This window comes from Kribbella lupini, assembly GCF_039529595.1.
GTDB classification, from domain to species: domain Bacteria; phylum Actinomycetota; class Actinomycetes; order Propionibacteriales; family Kribbellaceae; genus Kribbella; species Kribbella lupini.
The window spans coordinates 1,838,434-1,857,087 of record NZ_BAAANC010000002.1 but is presented as its reverse complement, the minus strand read 5'-3'; the positions used below and the strand labels follow the sequence as shown (position 1 = coordinate 1,857,087).

Here is an 18,654-nt window from a genome sequence, read left to right as displayed (position 1 = left end):
GCATCGACAACTCGCCGTGGAGCCGGGAGACCACGGTGACCGTCACACAGTTGCCGCAGGTACCGACGTACTTCGTCGGGACGGTGGTCGCACCGACCGCCGGCCTGCCGATCTGGCGCGACTCGACGATGTCCACCTTCGGCACCCTCAAGTACCGCCGGGCCGACGGGACGCTCGGGCCGGTCGGCAACCAGTTGGTCGAGATCTTCGCCCGGCCGGTCGGCCAGACGTCCTGGACGCTCGTCAGCTCGGCCCGCACCGCGGTCTCCGGCTACTTCTACAGCCGCTGGGGCTTCGGGTACGACGTCGGCCAGAGCTTCCAGGTGATGGCCCGCTACAAGACGGCGCTCCCGCAGGCCGCCAGCAGTGCCACGGGTGTTTTCGGGCCCTTCACCGTGCAGTCCTAGGAGTTGTGCCATGCGCAGGATGGTCAGTTTCGCGACGGGCGTGTTCGTCACCGCCGCCTCCCTGACGTACGCCGAAGCGGCAGTCGATCCGTGTCTCGGTACTCCGGCCGTCCAAGAGAACGGCTACCCGGCGGAAGCGGTCCTGACCGACGTGAGCCGCATCCCGATCGAGGTCGCGTACGACGCGACCCAGGGCTCGTGCACCGGCATCGCGGTGACCGTGCAGCGGCCGGACGGGTCGGCGGTGACCACGCTGCCGCTGACTCTGGAAGGCGGCAGGTTCAACAACCCGGCGTGGCTCGGATACTTCAGTCCGGCGCTGGCCACGGGGACCGGCGACTGGGTGGTTACGAAGGTGACCCACGCGGGCAACGAGGCCGCGACGAACGTTCCGTTCCACGTGCTGCGCGGGACGTCGCTGACGCTGGAGCAGCCGGCGCGAACCAGCGGCACGGCCAGGACCACGTTCACCGGCCTGGTCGGGACGTACACCTCGACCGGTTCCCTCGTACCGGCTCCCGGCCGGACTGTTCGGCTGATCCGCTCGGACCAGGGGGTCGTGGCGACGGCCACTCCCACCGCCGGCGGCCGGTACGCCGTACAGCTCGGGCTGACTCAGGCGCTCTCGGTGGAGGCCAGGACCGATGCGACCAGCACTACCTCCGCGGGGTACGCGGGCCCTGTCACCGCGCACAAGCTGCTCGCGATGAGCTACTTGACCGCGGCGACGACCGCGACGGTGAACAACTACTGGAAGGTGAGCGACACGGCCTTCCCCGGGAAACTGTGGACGACGCTGGAGTTCTGGAACGGCTCAGCCTGGCAAGGCACTCTGTCCTTCGGCTACACGGCGGCCAACGGGTCGTACGCGCGGTACTGGAAGCCCGACCGGCCGGGGACCTTCCGGATGCGGGTCACCGTTTCCGGGGCGGGGCTGGACAACTCGCCGTGGCGGCGGGAGACGACGGTGACGGTCAAGCAGTTGCCGCAAGCACCGACGTACTTCGTGGGGACCGTGGTCGCGCCGACCGCCGGCCTGCCGATCCGTCAGGACTCGACGATGTCCACCTTCGGCACCTTGAAGTACCGCCGGGCGAACGGCACTTTGGGGCCGGTCGGCAACCAGGTGGTCGAGATCTTCGGCCGACGGGTCGGGGAGTCCGCCTGGGTCCTCGTCGGCACGGCCCGAACCGCCGTCAGTGGGTACTTCTACAGCCGGTGGGGCCTCTTCTTCCATCCCGGTGAGACCTTCCAGGTGATGCTTCGATACAAGACCAAGCTCCCGCAGGCCGCGAGCAGTGCGACCGGTGTTTTCGGGCCGTTCACCGTGCGGCCGTGAGGCGGTCGCGCTGTGTCGTCGTACGGTAACTGACGAGGCACCGATACCGGCTCGAGATCAGCTGTCCCTCCCGCCGGACGGCTGATTCTGCGACGATGAGCCCGTGTCTGATCCCACGGCCTCGCCGATGACGACCACCGAGCTCGACTTCGCGCTCGCGGCTTACACCGAGGACGGGGTCTGGACGGTCACTCCACTGGTGCTGCGGGGCGAGCCGGATCTGTCCGCCCTGGTGTCGGCGCTGCGGCGCTACCCGGGCGAGTCGGGCGTGATCGGGATGATCTCGGTCGACGAGGACTTCTTCGTGCTGGTCCGGGTGGACGGCGGCCGGGCCCGGCTGCTGATGTCGGACGTCACCGCCGCGACCGAGTGGCCGCTGGCCAAGCAGGTCGTGGACGAGCTGGACATCCCGCTGGCCGACGACGACGACGAGCAGGTGCCGGCCGGCGACCTCGCGATCGTCGCCGACCTGGGGATGAGCGCGATGGACCTCGGCGCGCTGATCGACGACGTCGACCTGTACCCCGAGGAGATGCTCGAGGAGATCGCCGAGGCGCTCGGATTCGCCCACCAGTTCCACGAGGCGATCGAAGCCATTGGCTGACCCGGCCCGCCGGGCCTGGGCCCGGCTGATGGAGCTCGCCCTGGCCGAGGCCGAGCACGCCCGCGGCAGCGCCGACGTACCGATCGGTGCGGTGGTCGTGAACGCCGACGGCGAGGTGATCGGCCGCGGGCACAACGAGCGCGAAGCGACCGGGGACCCGACCGCGCACGCGGAGGTGCTGGCGATCCGGTCGGCGGCCCAGCAGGTCGGCGAGTGGCGGCTGACGGGCTGCACTCTGGTGGTGACGCTGGAGCCGTGCACGATGTGCGCCGGCGCGATCGTGCTGTCCCGGCTGGACCGGCTCGTCTTCGCGGCGTACGACGAGAAAGCAGGCGCGGTCGGGTCGCTCTGGGACGTCGTCCGGGACCGCCGGCTCAACCACCGGCCCGAGGTGATCGGCGGCGTGATGGCCGACGAAGCGGGTGCCCGGCTCCGCGATTTCTTCATCGGGCACAGGTTTTGATAGCCTCCTCGGCGGTGGCGTGTCCGAGCGGCCGAAGGAGCGCGCCTCGAAAGCGCGTGAAGGGTACCCCCCTTCCGAGGGTTCAAATCCCTCCGCCACCGCCAACCACCTCCGGGTGGTAGTAACGCCGAGGACCCTGATGCTGTGTGATGCGTCAGGGTCCTCGTTTTTCGTCGCGCGAGATGATTCGTTGCCGGTGGCAGGGGTCGATTAAGCTGCAGCCCCCGACCCTGAGGGGCCGAGCCTGTGGACGTGCACGAACTCGACCGGATCCTGCTGGCCGGCGCCGCGGTGCTGCTGGTGGCGGTCGTCGCCGTGCGGCTGTCCGGCCGGCTCGGGCTGCCCTCGCTGCTGATCTACCTCGGCATGGGGCTGCTGCTGGGTGAGTCCGGTGCCGGGATCCAGTTCGAGGACGCCGAGCTCGCGCACGCGCTCGGGTTCGCCGCGCTGGTGATCATCCTGACCGAGGGCGGCCTGACCACCCGGTGGAACGAGGTCCGCCCGGTGATGCCGCTCGGCGTCGTCCTGGCGACGCTCGGGGTCGCGGTCTCGGTGTCGGTGGTCGCCTGTGTGGCCCACTTCGTGCTCGGCGTGGACTGGCAGCTCGCCGTACTGCTCGGAGCCGTGACGTCACCCACGGACGCGGCGGCGGTCTTCTCGGTCCTGCGCAAGGTGCCGATCCGGCCGCGGCTGCGCGGCGCGCTGGAGGCCGAGTCCGGACTCAACGACGCGCCGACCGTGCTGCTCGTCACCATCGTCAGCACGGGGTCGATCGGCGAGCACGGCCTGCCGTACTTCGCCGGGCTGGTGCTCTACGAGCTGGTGATCGGGGCACTGTTCGGCTTCCTGGTCGGCTGGGTGAGCGTCGGCCTGCTTCGCCGGGTCGCGCTCGGATCGGCCGGTCTGTACCCGCTGGCAATCGTCTCCCTCGCCTTCATCTCGTACGCCGGGGGCACGGTGCTGCTGCACGTGTCGGGCTTCGCGGCCGTCTACGTGACCAGCCTGATCCTCGGCCGCGCCGAGCTGCCGCACCGGATCGCGACCAAGTCGTTCGTCGACGGGATCGCCTGGCTGGCGCAGATCGGGCTGTTCGTGATGCTCGGCCTGCTCGCCTCGCCGGGGCGGATCGGGCTGGAGGACGTCGTGGTCGCGCTGGTGATCGGGATCGCGGTGACGGTGGTCGGCCGGTTCGCCGCGGTCGCGCTGTCGACGACGCCGTTCCGGATGCCGTGGAAGGAGCAGACCTTCATCGCCTGGGCGGGGCTGCGCGGCGCCGTACCGATCGTCCTGGCGACGATCCCGCTCGCCGAGCACGTCCCCGAGGCCGACCGGGTCTTCGACGTCGTGTTCGTGCTGGTCCTGCTGTTCACGCTGCTCCAAGGGCCGTCGCTGCCCTGGCTGGCCAAGCGGCTCGGCGTACTCGACGACAACGCGGCGCACGAGGTCGACATCGACGTCGCGCCGCTGGAGTCGCTGGGCGCCGACATGCTGCAGGTCCAGATCCCGAGCGAGTCGAAGCTGGCCGGCGTCGAGATCGGCGAGCTCCGCCTGCCCGCGGGGGTGTCGATCTCGCTGGTCATCCGCGCGAAGCAGGCCTTCGTGCCCGACCGCCGGACCGTGCTGCGGGCCGGCGACGCGCTGCTCGTCGTCACGCCCAGCCCATTGCGCGAGAAGACGATCCGCCGCCTGCGGGCGGTGTCCCGCGCGGGCCGCCTGGCCGGCTGGTTCGGCGAACGCGGCCGCGAACAGGTGTAGCGGTCGGGAACAGGTGGAGAAGGCAACAAAAAACAGGGAGACCCGGTCTCCCTGCATTTACAGGTTATAGCGCACCCCCGGGCTTGCCGCAAGGCCCCGGTGATGGCGGAGAATCGGCGGCCGACGTCACAACCTGTTACCCCGGAGGTATCGCTTTGAGCGGGCAGTACGTGCTGGAACTTCACGAGGTCGACGAGTCGCAGGGCGCTGTGGTGGGAGGGAAGGGCGCGAACCTGGGTGCGCTGGCGCGGCTCGACGGCGTGCGGGTGCCGGCCGGGTTCTGCGTGACGACGGAGGCCTTTCAGCGGGTCGTGGCGGGAGCTGTGGACTCCCGGCTCGACGAGCTGGCGCGGCTGGCCGCGGACGACCGGGACGGGATCCGCACGCTGAGCGCGGAGATCCGGCAGGCGATCGAAGGGATCGCTCTGCCGGACGAGATCGCGGCGGCGATCACCCGGTTCGTGGTCGAAGGGACGGCGTACGCCGTACGGTCGAGTGCTACGGCGGAAGACCTGCCGACCGCGTCCTTCGCGGGTCAGCAGGACACGTACCTGAACGTAGTGGGCGCGCATGCGGTCCTCGAGCACGTGAGTCGGTGCTGGGCCTCGCTGTTCACCGAGCGGGCGGTCACGTACCGGCAGCGGAACGGGATCGACCACCGGGCGGTGCACATGGCCGTCGTCGTTCAGCAGATGGTGTTCTCGCAGGCCGCCGGGATCATGTTCACGGCCGACCCCGTCACGGGCAACCGGAAGGTCGCCACCGTGGACGCGGGCTTCGGGCTCGGCGAGGCGCTGGTCTCCGGGCTGGTGAACCCGGACGTCTTCACGGTCCGCGACGGCGAGGTCGTCGCCAAGACGATCGCCGCCAAGCAGCTCGCCATCCAGGCACTGCCCGCGGGCGGGACCGAGGAGGTGGCCGTCGACGCCGGGCAGCAGGAGCTGCCGGCGCTGACGGACGCGCAGGTCGTCCGGCTCGTCGAGCTCGGACGGCGGATCGAGGCGCACTTCGGGCGCCCGCAGGACATCGAGTGGTGCCTGGTCGACGACGACTTCCAGATCGTGCAGAGCCGGCCGATCACCACGCTGTTCCCGGTCCCGGAGACCGGCGACCAGGCGAACCACGTCTTCCTGTCCGTCGGCCACCAGCAGATGATGACCGACGCGATGAAGCCGCTGGGCTGGTCCACGTGGCAGCTGACCGCGATGGCGACGATGTTCGAGGCCGGTGGGCGGCTTTTCGTCGACAGCACCCCGCAGCTGACGTCGCCGGCCCGCGCCGCCTTCCTGGACCTGATCGGCAAGGGTGATCCGCTGACCCGGGACGCGCTGGACACGGTGCTCGACCGCGGCTTTCTTCCCGCACCGGCGGCTGCGGCTCCGGTGGCCGGCGGGCCGCCGGCCCGGCGCGCGTCCGGCGAGCTCGAGAACGACCCGGCGGTCGTCACCGAGCTGATCGAGCGCAGCCGGACCGCCCAGGCGGCCCTGGTCGAGGGGATCGCGGGGAAGACCGGGCCGGAGCTGTTCGACTTCCTGATCGAGGCTTTCGCCGAGCACAAGCGGGTGCTCGGCGACCCGCTCAGCATGCAGGCGATCATGGCCAGTCACGAGGCGACCTGGTGGCTCAACGACCACCTGCTGGAGTGGCTGGGCGAGAAGAACGCGGCCGACACCCTGACGCTGTCCGCGCCGGACAACATCAGCTCGGAGATGGGATTGGACCTGCTCGGTGTGGCCGACGTGATCCGCCCGTACCCGGAGGTGGTGGCGTTCCTGCAGAAGGCCGGGGACGACTTCCTGGACGAACTGCCGAAGGTTGCGGGCGGGATCGAGGCGCGCGACGCCGTCCAGGCCTACCTCGACCGGTACGGGATGCGCTGTGTCGGCGAGATCGACATCACCCGGCCGCGCTGGAGTGAGCGGCCGAGCACGCTCGTGCCGCTGATCCTCGACAACGTGAAGCTCTTCGAGCCGGGCGCCGCCGACCGGCGCTTCGAGGAGGGGCGGCAGAAGGCGCTGCGGAAGGAGCAGGAGGTCCTGGAGCGGCTGCGCGCCCTGCCGGACGGTGAGCAGAAGGTCGCCGAGACCAAGCGGATGATCGACCGGGTCCGGATCTTCATCGGGTACCGGGAGTACCCGAAGTACGTGATCATCGGCCGGTACTTCGTCTACAAGCAGGCGCTGCTCGCCGAGGCCGACCGCCTGGTCGAGGCCGGGGTGCTGCGGGACCGGGAGGACATCTACTGCCTGACGTTCCAGGAGCTGCACGACGTCGTACGGACGAAGCAGGTGGACGAGCGGCTTCTCGCTGAGCGCAAGGAGGACTTCCGGACGTACGAGGGGCTGACGCCGCCCCGGCTGCTCACCTCGGACGGCGAAGCGATCAACGGGGCGTACCGGCGCGACGACGTACCGGCCGGTGCCCTGACCGGCCTCGCGGTCTCCAACGGGACCGTCGAGGGCCGCGCCCGCGTCATCCTCGACCTCGCCAAGGCCGACCTCGAAGCCGGCGACATCCTCGTCACCGCCTTCACCGACCCCAGCTGGTCACCCCTGTTCGTCGGCATCGCCGGCCTGGTCACCGAGGTCGGCGGCCTGATGACCCACGGCGCGGTGATCGCCCGCGAGTACGGCCTCCCCGCCGTCGTCGGCGTCCCCAACGCCACCCGCGCGATCCGGGACGGCCAACGCATCCGAGTCCACGGCACCGACGGCTACGTCGAACTCCTGGACTGAAACAGAAGCGGCCGCTGCTGCTGAGGCAGCGGCCGGTGCGGGTCAGTTCGGGTTCTGGCCGGAGGGGATGGCCTGGGACGGGCGGACGACCGGGAGGCAGACGACCGTGTCCGCCGGTACGGCGATGCTCGGGACGCCCTTGGTGTTGAGCTTGGTGAAGCCGCTGCCGAGGACGATGTCGACGGTGTGGTCGGGGCGGGCGTCGGCCTTGGTGGTGGCCTTCTGGTTGAGCTGGCCGAGGGCGAGCTTGACCTCGGGTCCGTCGGTGGTGGCGCCGCGGACCTCGACCACGTCGATCTTGTCGCCGTTCGGCTCGTTGGCGATCTTGCCGATGTTGAAGCCGCGCTTCTTCAGGTCCTCGCCGAGCCGGGCGGCGCTGCCGGCCCGGGCGCCGCCGTTGTAGATGTTCAGCACGACCTGCTTGGGGACCAGCCGGTTGTTCTCGAGCTTCTGCTCGACGCAGTTCGGCTCCGCGCTGGAGTCGGTCAGCGAGTTCCAGCCCCACCAGAAGCCGCCGACCAGGATCGTCAGCAGCACGACCATGGTGATCGGCGTCCGCCAGTGCAGTCGCGCGTGCGGCCTCGGCTGCGGGTGGAGGGCAGTCATCTAGCTCACGACCAGGACCCGGGCGTGCAGGACCAGACGCTGCTGCAGGGCCGCGCGCAGGGCGCGGTGCAGTCCGTCCTCCAGGTAGAGCTCGCCCTTGTACTCCACGACGTGCGCGAAGAGGTCACCGTAGAAGGTGGAGTCCTCGTCGAGCAGTGCGTTCAGGTCCAGGGTGCCCTTCGTGGTGACCAGCTCGTCGAGCCGTATCTGCCGTGGAGGCAGCACGGACCAGTCCTTGGCCTTGTACCCGTGATCGGGGTACGGCCGTTCCTCGCCGACGCGCTTGAAGATCACCCACCGAAGTCTAGCGGGGCAGGAGGTCTCGGGAGAGGTCGGGAATGTCACCGCAAAAGGTCGATACCAAGACTCAACCTTTCCGCCCTGGGGAACGTCCACAGTGCACAGGGATCTATCAGGGGGTAGAGATGAAGGTACTGACCAAACTGGCTGCGGGGGCGGCCACCGTGGTCGTCGCGGTCGCCGGGACCACGCTGCCGGCCAACGCGCTGACCGTGGCTCAGAACAAAGCGGCCCAGACCCGTCTGAACGCGCTCGGCTGCTACGCCGGGCCGGTGGACGGCAAGATCGGCCAGATGACCCAGGCTGCCACCATCCGGTTCCAGGCCGCCAACAAGATGACCCAGAACGGCTCGCTGGCCGGTACGACGTACAGCAGGGTGATGGCCGCGTCGGGCAAGCGCTGCGACGTCCGGGCGGTCCCCGCCAGCGGCGGCGGCAAGCGGATCGTGATCAGCCAGGGCCAGAACTACCTGTGGCTGATCGATGCCAAGGGCAAAGTCGTCCGGCAGGGCGGCATCATCGACAACCCGAGCTACCTCAAGCCCGGCACCTACTCGACCGGCTCCAAGTGCGGGCGGGCGGCCCGGATCAAGAGGAACACCGACGGGGCCAGCCTCTACCTGAACAACTTCGTCCGGTTCGCGCCGTGCGGGATCGGCTTCCACCAGATCCCGACGTACAAGAGCAACGGCGCGCAGATCCACGGCGACTGGCTGCTCGGCACCAACAAGAAGGCCTCGCACGGCTGCATCCGGGTGCAGAAGTCGATGTCGGACGCGATCTGGAACTTCACCACCACCTCGACCAAGGTCGTCGTCGTCCGCTGACACCCGCTCGTGCCCCGGCTCCGAGGTTCACCCAACCGCGCAGCCGGGGCACTAGCATGCCGAGCGCAGGGGTAGTTCCGTCGCGCGAAAGGCAGCGTTGAGATGGCCGAGACACCGGACGTCGTGGAGACCGTGAAGCAGGGGTACGCGTTCGAGGGGCCCGCGATCGAGCTGGGGGCGCTGCTGGTCGACGGTACGCCGGACCCGGAGGCCGCGGTCCGCATCCCGCTGTCGATGGTGAACCGGCACGGCCTGGTGGCCGGCGCGACCGGTACCGGCAAGACCAAGACCCTGCAGCTGATGGCCGAGCAGCTGTCCGCGGCCGGCGTGGCGGTGTTCGCCGCCGACATCAAGGGCGATCTGTCCGGCGTGTCGCAGCCCGGTGAGAGCAGCGAGAAGCTGCTGGCCCGGACCAAGACGATCGGCCAGGAGTGGACGGCGACCGGGTTCCCGACCGAGTTCTACGCGCTCGGCGGCCAGGGCTCGGGCGTTCCGATCCGGGCCACCATCACGTCGTTCGGGCCGGTCCTGCTGTCGAAGGTGCTCGGGCTGAACGACGTCCAGGAGTCCTCGCTCGGGCTGATCTTCCACTACGCCGACAAGCAGGGCCTGACGCTGCTGGACCTGAAGGACCTGCGCGCGGTCATCACGCATCTGACCAGCGACGAGGGCAAGGGCGACCTGAAGGAGCTCGGCGGGCTGTCCGCGGCGACCGCGGGCGTCATCCTGCGCTCGCTGATCGGGTTCGCCGACCAGGGCGCCGAGGCGTTCTTCGGCGAGCCGGAGTTCGACACCGCCGACCTGCTGCAGCAGCGCGACGGCAAGGGCGTCGTCTCGCTGCTCGAGCTGCCGAACCTGCAGGACCGGCCGGCGCTGTTCTCGACCTTCCTGATGTGGCTGCTGGCCGACCTGTTCCACGACCTGCCCGAGGTCGGCGACGTGGACCAGCCGAAGCTGGTGTTCTTCTTCGACGAGGCGCACCTGCTGTTCAACGACGCGTCGAAGGCGTTCCTGGACTCGATCGCGCAGACCGTGCGGCTGATCCGCTCGAAGGGTGTCGGCGTCTTCTTCGTCACCCAGACCCCGAAGGACGTGCCGGACGACGTCCTGGCGCAACTCGGTTCCCGGGTCCAGCACCAGCTGCGCGCGCACACCCCGAACGACGCGAAGGCGCTGAAGGCGACCGTGTCGACGTTCCCGAACTCGTCGTACGAGCTGGCCGAGGTGCTCACCCAGCTCGGCATCGGCGAGGCGGTCGTGACCGTGATGAACGAGAAGGGCGCGCCGACGCCGGTCGCCTGGACCCGGCTGCGGGCGCCGCAGTCGCTGATGGCCCCGGCCTCGGCCGAGCAGCTGTCCGCGGCCGTCGCGGCGTCGCCGAACAACGCCAAGTACTCCGCGGTGATCGACCGCGAGTCGGCGTACGAGAAGCTGGCCGCGAAGGTGCAGGCCGGCGCCGAGCAGGCCGAGGCCGAGGCGAAGGCCCAGCCGGCGCCGGAGCAGCCGAGGCCGCGGGCGCAGAAGCAGGAGAAGTCGATGGTCGAGCAGGTCGTCGGCTCGTCGGCGTTCAAGCAGTTCGCGCGGTCGGCCGGGCGGGAGATCATCCGCGGGCTGTTCGGGGCGGCCCGCCGCAAGCGCTGAGCGGACGGCCTTTCCGTCCTGCTGGAAAGGCCATTCGATAGTTGATCAAATCCTTACGCGCAGCACGCCGTTGCCGATTGGGACGGAACCGTCACTCGTCGTACTGTGAGAAGTGATGGTTGCGCAGAGTAGGCGATCGGTACGGAACTGGGCGCTCTGGACCCTGACGGTCCCGGCGTTCGGTCTGGTTGCCCTGGTCGACCTCCTCGCGGTCGGGTACGGCGTGCGCTCGTTCACCGAGCTGCCGTCCTGGCACGGCCTGGACCTGGTTCTCGCGCTGACGGTGTCGGCGCTGGTCTCGGTCGAGGGCGCCCGCCGGGTGGAGAACCGGCGCAAGTCCGGCGGCGCGCTGCACAAGGACCTGGCCCCGGCCTGGATGATCGCGGCCGCGCTCGTGCTGCACCCCGCGCTGGCGATCCTGGTCGCCGTCCTGCTGCGGATCTGGTGGCGGATCCGGGCCGGCAAGTGCATCCCGTACCGGTGGACCTTCAGTACGGCGGTCTGCGTGCTCGGCGTCGGCGCGGCCGACGCCGCCTTCGCCGCGGCCCGCGACGTGGTCGGCGACTCGTCGCTCGGTCTGGTCGTCGCGATGACGCTCGCCGCCTTTGCATACGTCGCGACCGACACCGTGCTGTGCGGCCTGGCGATCGTGCTGATCGTGCCGGGCAGCAGCCGGCAGGACGCGATCGGCGACAAGGACTCGCTGTGCGTGGACGCGACCGCGGCCACGCTCGGCTGCCTGCTCGCGGCGGCGGCGCTGGTCAGCCCGTGGTTCGCGTTCCTGGCGATCCCGATCTCGCTGACCGCCCAGCGCGCGCTGCTGTTCGCGCAGCTCGAGTCCGAGGCGCAGACCGACCCGAAGACCAGCCTCGGCCGGGTCGACTGGTGGCGGCGGCGCACCGAGGAGATGCTGCGCACGTCGCGGACCCAGCGCGAGCCGATGGCGGTGCTGCTGATCGACATCGACCACTTCAAGCAGGTGAACGACCGGCACGGGCACCTGGTCGGCGACGAGGCGCTGCGGGCGGTCGCCACGATCCTGCGCAGCGCGATCCGGGCCAAGGACGTGATCGGGCGGTTCGGCGGCGAGGAGTTCGTGATCGCCCTGCCGGACACCGACCTGGCCGACGCCCTGGTGACGGCCGACCGGCTGCGGACGGCGGTCGCCGCCAGCCCGCTGGCCGCGATGTGCGCCGGCGTACTGGACGACCCGCAGCTCGACCCGGACACCTTCCACCTGACCGTCTCGGTCGGCGTCGCGGTCTTCCCGTCCGACGGCCAGACCGTCGACGAGCTGCTGTTCCGTGCCGACCGCGCGATGTACGCCGCGAAGGCCGCCGGCCGCGACCGCGTCCGCTCCGCCGCCGACTGCGCCCCCGCGGACCTGGCCCGGCTCACCGTCACCCAGCGGGCCGCCCAGCCGCACTAGTTTCGGGCGCCCGCAGAACCTTCCACCGGCGTACGGCGTCTTGAGGGTGGAAGGACAGGAGACTGTATGGGGCGGACCGAGCGGCGGGACGAGGACTTCACGGCCTTCGTGCTGGCCAGATCCGCGCGGTTGGTGCACATCGCGCGGATGCTCTGCGGCGACCCCGCGCTGGCCGAGGACCTGGTGCAGACCGCGCTGGAGAAGGCGTACCTGCGCTGGGACCGGATCGAGCTCGGTGACCCGTTCGGCTACGTCCGTCAGGCGGTGGTCAACCAGCACATCTCGTGGGCCCGCCGCCGGCTCTGGCGGGAGCGACCGAGTGGTCACGCCGCCGAGCTGGATCAGCAGCTCGACCACCGGCTCGGGCGCGCGATCGCCGACCCGGCGGCGGACGTGGACCGCCGCATGGCGCTCTCGGCCGCCCTGGCGACGCTGACCGCGCGGGAGCGTGCGGTGATCGTCCTGCGGTACGTCGAGGACCTGACCGAGGCCCAGACGGCGGCGACCCTCGGGGTCGCGGTCGGCACGGTGAAGAGCTCGGCCAACCGCGCGCTGCGCAAGTTGCGAGCGGCTCCGCACCTGAGCGGCAGCTACGTAGGAGAAGGCAGATGAACGACGACGAGCTGATCACCCTGCTGAGGTCCGAGCCCGGACGTTCGGACCCCCTCGACCCGGCGACGGTGATCTCGGGCGCCCGCCGGCGTCGACGGGCGCGGATGGTCGGAGCCGGAGCCGTCGCCTCCTTCGCGGTCGCGGTGGCCGCCGGGGCGGGCGTCGTACTGGGTGGCAACCAGACCCATGAGGTGCCGATCGGACCACCGGCAGTGGCCAGTACGCCGCCGCCTCCGGTGCTCACTCCGTCGGCTCGGTTCACCTTCCGCAACACGCGGCCGCCGATCGGGACGGTGCCGGCCAAGGGCGAGGTGCCGATGGCCGAGCACCTGTCCTTCGCCACGAAGGGCACGCAGTGGGCCGTGATCAGCCGCGTGCCGGGCGAACCGGCGTACGAGCCGTTCGGCTGGCGCCGCACGGTCGGCAACACGAACCTCGGCGACGGTACGGCGATGGGCATCCAGAGCGCGGGAGGCGTCAGCAGCTCGGTGTTCCGCAGCAGCCGGGTGAGCACCGTCGTCTACACCCGCGGCCGGGAAGCCTGGTACGGCAAGGTGAACCGCCTCGCCACGATTCCCGGCTGGGTGGCCGTGTGGGCCGATCTGACGACCGCGGAGGAGCCCGGCGGTCAGGTCTCGGTCTTCGCGTACGCCGCCGACGGGACGCTGATCGCCCAGTTCCCGGGCGGAGGGCAACCACCACTGGTCCGGTGAAGAACGCTTTCGGGCCGGGATGCGTCCTTCAGCCCGAGACAGCATCGCCAGATTCTTTGTGGAGGCAGCAGTGGAGACAAGCAGTGTGCGGAGGGGACTGGTCACGACCGGCGTCGCCGCGATCGCGGTCGCCGGAGTGATCGCCGGTACGGCGGCCCTGACCGGCAAGGGCGGTCCCGCGGTCGCGGATCCGCAGACCGTTGCCGTGGGCGCCCAGGCCGCTCCGGTCGCCACCCGACCGCCCGCGACCAAGAAGGTGCCTAAGGCAAGCAAGTTCGTGTTCCAGAACACCCGCACCGAGGTCGGCACGCTCGCCCCGGGACGGGAGGTGTCGCTGGGGGACCACCTGTTCTTCGCCACGAAGGGCACGCAGTGGGCCGTGATCAGCCGCGTGCCGGGCGAACCGGCGTACGAGCCGTTCGGGTGGCGCCGGACGGTCGGCAACGCGAACCTGGGGGACGGGACGTCGCCCGGCATCCAGAGCTCCGGAGCGGTGCACAGCTCGGTGTTCAAGAACGACCGGGTCAGCACCGTCGTCTACACGCGTGGCCAGAAGGCCTGGTACGCAAAGGTGTACCGGCTGGCCGGGATCCCGGGCTGGGTCGAGTCTTCGGCCCGGCTGACCTCCGACGACGTGAAGCCCGGGACGCAGGCGTCGGTCTTCGTCTACGACGCCAACGGCCGGCTGCTGGTCCGGTTCGGCGACGCCAAGGGCGACCCGCTCGCGAAGTAGCCGAACCGCGTCCCGGAGAGTCCCGCCCGAGGCTCTCCGGGACGCGGCCGGTCAGCAGCTGCCGAAGGAACCGGCGGCGATCCACGCCTTCGCGACGTACATGCCGGGGTGGACGCGCAGCCAGATGTTCGAGGTGCCCTGCGAGCCGCTCACGCTCTGGCCGGTGACCTGGCACTCCACGGTGACTTGCGCGGACTTGCCGGCCATGCCGACGATCGCGCCGCTCGAGCTCGCCGTACTGCGGACGTTCAGGTAGCCGGACGAGATCGAGACCGTGCCGCGGCCGCCGTCACCGGTCCACAGGTAAGTGGTGTCGACCCAGGCGTTGTTGGTCAGCGCGAGCGCGTCCCAGAAGGTCCCGTCGGCCAGGTCGATCCCGGCCGGGTTGGCGACGGTCCGGCCGAACTGGTCCTTCCCGCCGTTGTACCCGTTCTGGTACGCCGCCTGCGCTTCCGGCCGGCCCTGCGGGAGGTCCTTCCACATCTCGCGGGTGGCGCTCGGGTTCCAGTAGTCGTCCTTGGTGTTCCACGGGCCGACGTCCCAGACCGGTTCGAACGCGCAGCGGATCGTGCCGGTCGTCGTACAGACCTTGACCGAGTAGTTGCCCGAGCCGTTGTTCGCCAGGCCGCGGCGCGACGGCAGGGCGACGAAGTGGTCGCGGTTGACGATCACGTGACCGTTGGCCGTGGTCCCGCCGACCAGGCCTTCGCGGGTGGCGAAGACCCGCGACTTCAGCGGCGCGGCCTGGATCGTCATGCCGCTGGTCGCGGCCTTGTCGGTCGGCTGGACGCGGACGTCGCCGACCCACGGCTTGGCGCCGGTGGGCGGTGCGCTGACGATGATGCGCAGCTGGACCTGGTCGCTGACGCCGGGCAGCGCGGTCGGCGTACCGGCCTTCGCCGGCGTCCACTCGGACCACCGGTCCTTGACGAGAGCCCGTACGTCGACCTCCGCGGTCGAGCCGTCCGGCGTACCGGTGGTGTAGTCGACGACGACCGCCGAGGTGGCGGCGGGGAAGCGGACCGGGTCGAGGTTGCCGATGCCGGAGCGCTGCTTGATCTCGGCCGAGCCCATCCGGACCGGCGCGTCGCCGAGGATGATCCGGCTGCCGTCGACGGTCACGTTGGTGGAGCCTTCGGCCGGGCGGGCGGTGACGCCGATCGGGTCGGTGCCGGCCGCCGTACTGGGCAGGACGGCGGCGGCCAAGGGTGCTGCGGACAGGGCGGCGGCGACGCACAGTGCGGCCGCGGACCTTCGGGTGATACGCATGGCGGTACCTCCGGGGCGGTGAGGACGCTGTCACCGGGTGCGACACCCGGCGCACCGATCGTGACAAACAAACACTGTCCTTGCATAGCGCGTGAATAAATTTCTTCGAAGTAATTCCGGAACGGACAGAACCCAACCGGTCACCCAGTGGGTTTGGACCGGTGTGACAGAGGCTGAGGAGAATCGATGACCCGGGCCGCGGACGCCGACTTCGAGCGGTTCGTGCAGGCGCAGTCGACGCCGTTGCTGCGGTTCGCGGAGATGCTGTGCGGTGATCGCCACACCGCGGAGGATCTCGTGCAGCAGGCACTGATGCGGTCCTACCCGAAGTGGCACCGGCTGGACGGCGACCGGCTGCGCTACGTCCGTCGGGTGCTGGTCAACCGGTTCCTCTCGCAGGCTCGCCGGCGCTGGTCCAACGAAGTGCCCAGCGACCCGGTGGACAACGACTGGGACGACCGGTCGGTGGCGGACTTCGCCGGTGAGGTGCAGACCCGTGAAGCCGTGCTGTCAGCTCTCGGTGGGCTGACAGTGCGCGAGCGGACCGTGGTCGCCCTGCGGTACTCGCAGGACCTCTCCGAAGCGGAGACCGCCGAGCTTCTCGGCATGGCCGCCGGGACCGTGAAGAGCACGGCCTCCCGGGCGCTGGCCAAGCTGCGTCTGGCACCCGACCTGATCGAATCCGGAGTAGTTGGAGGAACAAGATGAGCGACGAGCAGCGGGTGCGCAGCGCGCTCGAGTACGACCTGGAGCCGTGGCAGCCCGACCCGGCCGACCTGATGCGCCGGGGCCGGCGCCTGGCCTGGCTCCGCCGGGGACTGGCCGCGGCGGGCGTCACCGCGCTCGCCGGCAGCGTCGCAACGGTGTCCGCCGCGATCGGCGGACCGTCGGACGTCCGCAACCTGCTCGCCGGTGGCGACAAGCCGCCGGTCCCCGTCGAGCTCCCGGCCGGTACGCCGACCGCGGTGCCGTCGGTCGACCCGACGTGCCTGCCCAAGGTCCCGGGCAAGCCCAGGATCGAGGCGTCGGTCGAGGTGACGGTGGAAGGCAAGCTGCCGAAGGGCAAGCCGTCGCTGCCGTCGGTTCCCGTGCCGACCGGAAAGCCTTCGCTGCCGGGCAAGCCTTCGCTGCCGACCACGAAGCCTTCGCTCCCGGGCAAGCCGGCCCTGCCGACCGCGCTGCCCACGGGCAAGCCGTCGCTGCCGAACCTCCCGGGCAAGCCGAGCCTGCCGCCGGTGCCGACCACGAAGCCTTCGCTGCCGGGCAAGCCGTCACTGCCGGGCAAGCCGTCGCTGCCCTCGGTCCCGGTGCCGACCGGTAAGCCCTCGCTGCCGGGGAAGCCCTCCCTGCCGGGCAAGCCGTCGCTGCCGACCGCCAAGCCGTCCCTGCCGGGCAAGCCCACGCTCCCGTCGTGCGTGACCGACCACGTGCCGACCGCGCCGCCGGTGAACGTGCCGACGACGCTGCCCTCGGTACCGGGCAAGCCGTCCCTGCCGACCGCGAAGCCTTCGTTGCCGGGCAAGCCGTCGCTGCCGACGGTGACCGTCCCGACCGCGAAGCCATCCCTGCCGGGCAAGCCTTCCCTCCCGCTGCCGACGGCCAAGCCGTCGCTGCCGAGCCTTCCTCCCCTGCCCACCGAGCAGCCCACCGGGCTGCCGACTCATCGGTAGTCGACCCTCCCCTTCACACCGATGACGCCGTCGGCCGGCCCGCGGGCGGAACGGGTCGGCCGACGGTGGGGTATCTCTTCAGATCCGCGACCCGAAAACGCGTGATCTGCAGCGGCCGCAGCTGATGAACACCGAGATCAGCTGCGGCCCCCACCGGCGAGTGGGGCCTCGGGGGTCCTACTCGCCGGTGGTTCCGTCCGTCAGCTCCCGTACGACGTCCAGCTGGCCGGTGTGCCGCGCGTACTCCTGCAGCACGTGGAACAAGATCCACCCGAGCGTCGGCTTCACGTCCTCGGCCCCGAACCGCCCGCCCTCCTTGGCGCGCATCCCGAGCGCACCGACGCCGACCACACCGACGCCCTGAACAGCGGCCGCCTCGGCCTTCACGGCTCGAGCGACGATCTCCCGGGTCCGCTCGCCGCCTTCCCGCAACGCGACCAGCAAGCCTTCGAGCGTGTCGCCCTCCTCGAGCTGCCAGCGTTCCTCGGCGTCGCTGTCACCCCACGGCCGCTCGACCTGCTCCGCCGTGAACCCCCAGCGAAGCCATCGCCGTTCCATGAACACCAGATGCTTGAGCAGCTCCAACGGCGTCCACCCCGACGGCAGTTGGCTCGTCCGCAGTTCCTCGTCGGACAGGCCGTCGAGCTTGCGCCGTACGGTCTCGCGGTAGAAGTCCAACCAGGCCAGCGGGAGTTCGACCGGGTCGCCAAGTCGTTGGTCGGGCAGCATCAGAAAAGCTCCTTCAGGTATTCGGCCGTCGCGTCGTCGGCGGGGAAGAACTGCTCGATCATCAGCTCCGAGACGGTCACGTCCAACGGCGTGCCGAACGTCGCGATCGTGGTCAGCAACGACAGCTCGCGATCTCCGCGCCGCAGCCTCATCGGTACGACGACCTCCGGCGTCGGCCCGGGCGGGGTCCGCTCGCCGCCCGGTACGTCGTACCCGCGCAGTTCGTCGTACAGGTCCTGGAGCTCGGGATCGGCGGTGCTCGCGATCTGGCGGTGCAGCGTGCCGAGCGCGCTCGCTCGGATCTCGGCCAGGTTGGTGATCCGGCCGCCGAGGGCGTCGGGGTGCAGGGTGAGCCGGAGCGCGTTGATCGGTGCCGAGAGCAACTCGGGCGCGACGTCCTCGGTGAACAGCGCGGCGGCGGCGTTGGACTCGACGATGTTCCACCAGCGGTCGACGACCAGTGCCGGGAACGGCGCGTGGGCCTCGAGCAACCGGCGCAGCGTCCGGCGGATCGCCAGCATGGCCGGCGAGTGCAGCGAGGCCTCGCTGTAGATCGGGGCGTAGCCGCCGGCGAGCAGGAGCTGGTTGCGGTCGCGCAGCGGTACGTCGAGATGCTCGGCCAGCCGCAGCACCATCTCGCGACTCGGCTTGGACCGGCCGTTCTCGACGAAGCTGACGTGGCGCGTCGACACGTCGACCTGGTTGGCCAGATCGAGCTGACTGAGCCGCCGCCGCTCGCGCCAGCCGCGCAGCAACTCGCCCACCGGCCGTTGGAAGGTCTCCTCGGCGATCATCGTCATGCCCCGACGGTAACCGGCCAGG

At 70.4% G+C, this 18,654-nt stretch carries 19 protein-coding genes and 1 tRNA gene; 15 read left to right on the top strand and 5 right to left on the bottom strand.

All coding sequences use genetic code 11. The features are described 5' to 3' along the window. Positions 1–35: 35 nt before the first annotated feature. The 7 genes from ABD235_RS22155 to rph all read left to right on the top strand — a co-directional run bounded on the left by ABD235_RS22155 (position 36) and on the right by rph (position 7,303). Entirely contained in the window at positions 36–407 is a 372-nt protein-coding gene (locus ABD235_RS22155) for a hypothetical protein (protein ID WP_344177003.1), read from the top strand. Between the two features lie 10 nt (positions 408–417). Beyond that, positions 418–1,746 carry a hypothetical protein gene (locus ABD235_RS22150; protein ID WP_344177000.1) on the top strand — a complete coding sequence of 443 codons (1,329 nt, stop codon included), beginning with the start codon at positions 418–420 and terminating at the stop codon, positions 1,744–1,746. A gap of 103 nt (positions 1,747–1,849) precedes the next feature. Then, positions 1,850–2,350 (top strand): tRNA adenosine deaminase-associated protein, encoded by a 501-nt coding sequence (locus ABD235_RS22145; RefSeq protein WP_344176998.1) that lies wholly within the window; start codon positions 1,850–1,852, stop codon positions 2,348–2,350. 28 nt (positions 2,351–2,378) lie between these two features. After that, a complete protein-coding gene (gene tadA / locus ABD235_RS22140; RefSeq protein WP_344178709.1) occupies positions 2,379–2,813 on the top strand; it encodes a tRNA adenosine(34) deaminase TadA in 435 nt (144 codons plus the stop codon). A gap of 13 nt (positions 2,814–2,826) precedes the next feature. Further along, positions 2,827–2,917: transfer RNA gene (locus tag ABD235_RS22135), tRNA-Ser, on the top strand. A 142-nt stretch (positions 2,918–3,059) separates the two neighbouring features. After that, the gene (locus ABD235_RS22130; protein ID WP_344176996.1) at positions 3,060–4,568 is read left to right on the top strand and encodes a potassium/proton antiporter; all 1,509 of its coding nucleotides are present in this window, start codon (positions 3,060–3,062) and stop codon (positions 4,566–4,568) included. Between the two features lie 155 nt (positions 4,569–4,723). Next, entirely contained in the window at positions 4,724–7,303 is a 2,580-nt protein-coding gene (rph, locus tag ABD235_RS22125) for a rifamycin-inactivating phosphotransferase (RefSeq protein WP_344176994.1), read from the top strand. A 42-nt stretch (positions 7,304–7,345) separates the two neighbouring features. On the opposite strand, the gene ABD235_RS22120 is transcribed toward rph, so the two are convergent. Continuing rightward, positions 7,346–7,909: a LytR C-terminal domain-containing protein gene (locus ABD235_RS22120; RefSeq protein WP_344176992.1), complete on the bottom strand. Its 564-nt coding sequence runs from the start codon at positions 7,907–7,909 to the stop codon at positions 7,346–7,348. Further along, positions 7,910–8,203: a type II toxin-antitoxin system VapB family antitoxin gene (locus ABD235_RS22115; RefSeq protein ID WP_344176990.1), complete on the bottom strand. Its 294-nt coding sequence runs from the start codon at positions 8,201–8,203 to the stop codon at positions 7,910–7,912. 131 nt (positions 8,204–8,334) lie between these two features. Here ABD235_RS22115 and ABD235_RS22110 point away from each other — a divergent pair, with 131 nt between their 5' ends. The 6 genes from ABD235_RS22110 (at position 8,335) to ABD235_RS22085 (ending at position 14,164) form a co-directional block, all read left to right on the top strand. Further along, positions 8,335–9,036, top strand: coding sequence for a L,D-transpeptidase family protein (locus ABD235_RS22110; RefSeq protein ID WP_344176988.1), 702 nt, complete (start codon positions 8,335–8,337; stop codon positions 9,034–9,036). Between the two features lie 102 nt (positions 9,037–9,138). Beyond that, positions 9,139–10,677: a helicase HerA-like domain-containing protein gene (locus tag ABD235_RS22105; RefSeq protein WP_344176986.1), complete on the top strand. Its 1,539-nt coding sequence runs from the start codon at positions 9,139–9,141 to the stop codon at positions 10,675–10,677. 115 nt (positions 10,678–10,792) lie between these two features. Next, positions 10,793–12,106 carry a GGDEF domain-containing protein gene (locus ABD235_RS22100; protein WP_344176984.1) on the top strand — a complete coding sequence of 438 codons (1,314 nt, stop codon included), beginning with the start codon at positions 10,793–10,795 and terminating at the stop codon, positions 12,104–12,106. A 66-nt stretch (positions 12,107–12,172) separates the two neighbouring features. Beyond that, positions 12,173–12,718: a SigE family RNA polymerase sigma factor gene (locus ABD235_RS22095; protein WP_344176982.1), complete on the top strand. Its 546-nt coding sequence runs from the start codon at positions 12,173–12,175 to the stop codon at positions 12,716–12,718. Beyond that, positions 12,715–13,431 (top strand): hypothetical protein, encoded by a 717-nt coding sequence (locus ABD235_RS22090; RefSeq protein WP_344176980.1) that lies wholly within the window; start codon positions 12,715–12,717, stop codon positions 13,429–13,431. Before ABD235_RS22095 ends, ABD235_RS22090 begins: the two co-directional genes overlap by 4 nt. Before the next feature lie 70 nt (positions 13,432–13,501). Continuing rightward, the gene (locus tag ABD235_RS22085) at positions 13,502–14,164 is read left to right on the top strand and encodes a hypothetical protein (RefSeq protein WP_344176978.1); all 663 of its coding nucleotides are present in this window, start codon (positions 13,502–13,504) and stop codon (positions 14,162–14,164) included. A gap of 51 nt (positions 14,165–14,215) precedes the next feature. Here the strand turns inward: ABD235_RS22085 and ABD235_RS22080 are convergent, their stop codons facing one another. Further along, positions 14,216–15,433 carry a hypothetical protein gene (locus ABD235_RS22080; RefSeq protein ID WP_344176975.1) on the bottom strand — a complete coding sequence of 406 codons (1,218 nt, stop codon included), beginning with the start codon at positions 15,431–15,433 and terminating at the stop codon, positions 14,216–14,218. A gap of 186 nt (positions 15,434–15,619) precedes the next feature. Between ABD235_RS22080 and ABD235_RS22075 the strand changes: the two genes are divergently transcribed. Further along, positions 15,620–16,141: a SigE family RNA polymerase sigma factor gene (locus ABD235_RS22075; RefSeq protein WP_344176973.1), complete on the top strand. Its 522-nt coding sequence runs from the start codon at positions 15,620–15,622 to the stop codon at positions 16,139–16,141. Continuing rightward, complete coding sequence (locus tag ABD235_RS22070) at positions 16,138–17,103, top strand: hypothetical protein (RefSeq protein WP_344176970.1); 966 nt, start codon at positions 16,138–16,140, stop codon at positions 17,101–17,103. The genes ABD235_RS22075 and ABD235_RS22070 overlap by 4 nt, the downstream gene beginning before the upstream one ends. Positions 17,104–17,280: 177 nt before the next feature. On the opposite strand, the gene ABD235_RS22065 is transcribed toward ABD235_RS22070, so the two are convergent. Both ABD235_RS22065 and ABD235_RS22060 read right to left on the bottom strand, forming a co-directional pair. Further along, positions 17,281–17,832: a DinB family protein gene (locus ABD235_RS22065; RefSeq protein WP_344176968.1), complete on the bottom strand. Its 552-nt coding sequence runs from the start codon at positions 17,830–17,832 to the stop codon at positions 17,281–17,283. After that, entirely contained in the window at positions 17,832–18,632 is an 801-nt protein-coding gene (locus tag ABD235_RS22060; RefSeq protein ID WP_344176966.1) for a helix-turn-helix domain-containing protein, read from the bottom strand. The genes ABD235_RS22065 and ABD235_RS22060 overlap by 1 nt, the downstream gene beginning before the upstream one ends. Positions 18,633–18,654: the final 22 nt, after the last annotated feature.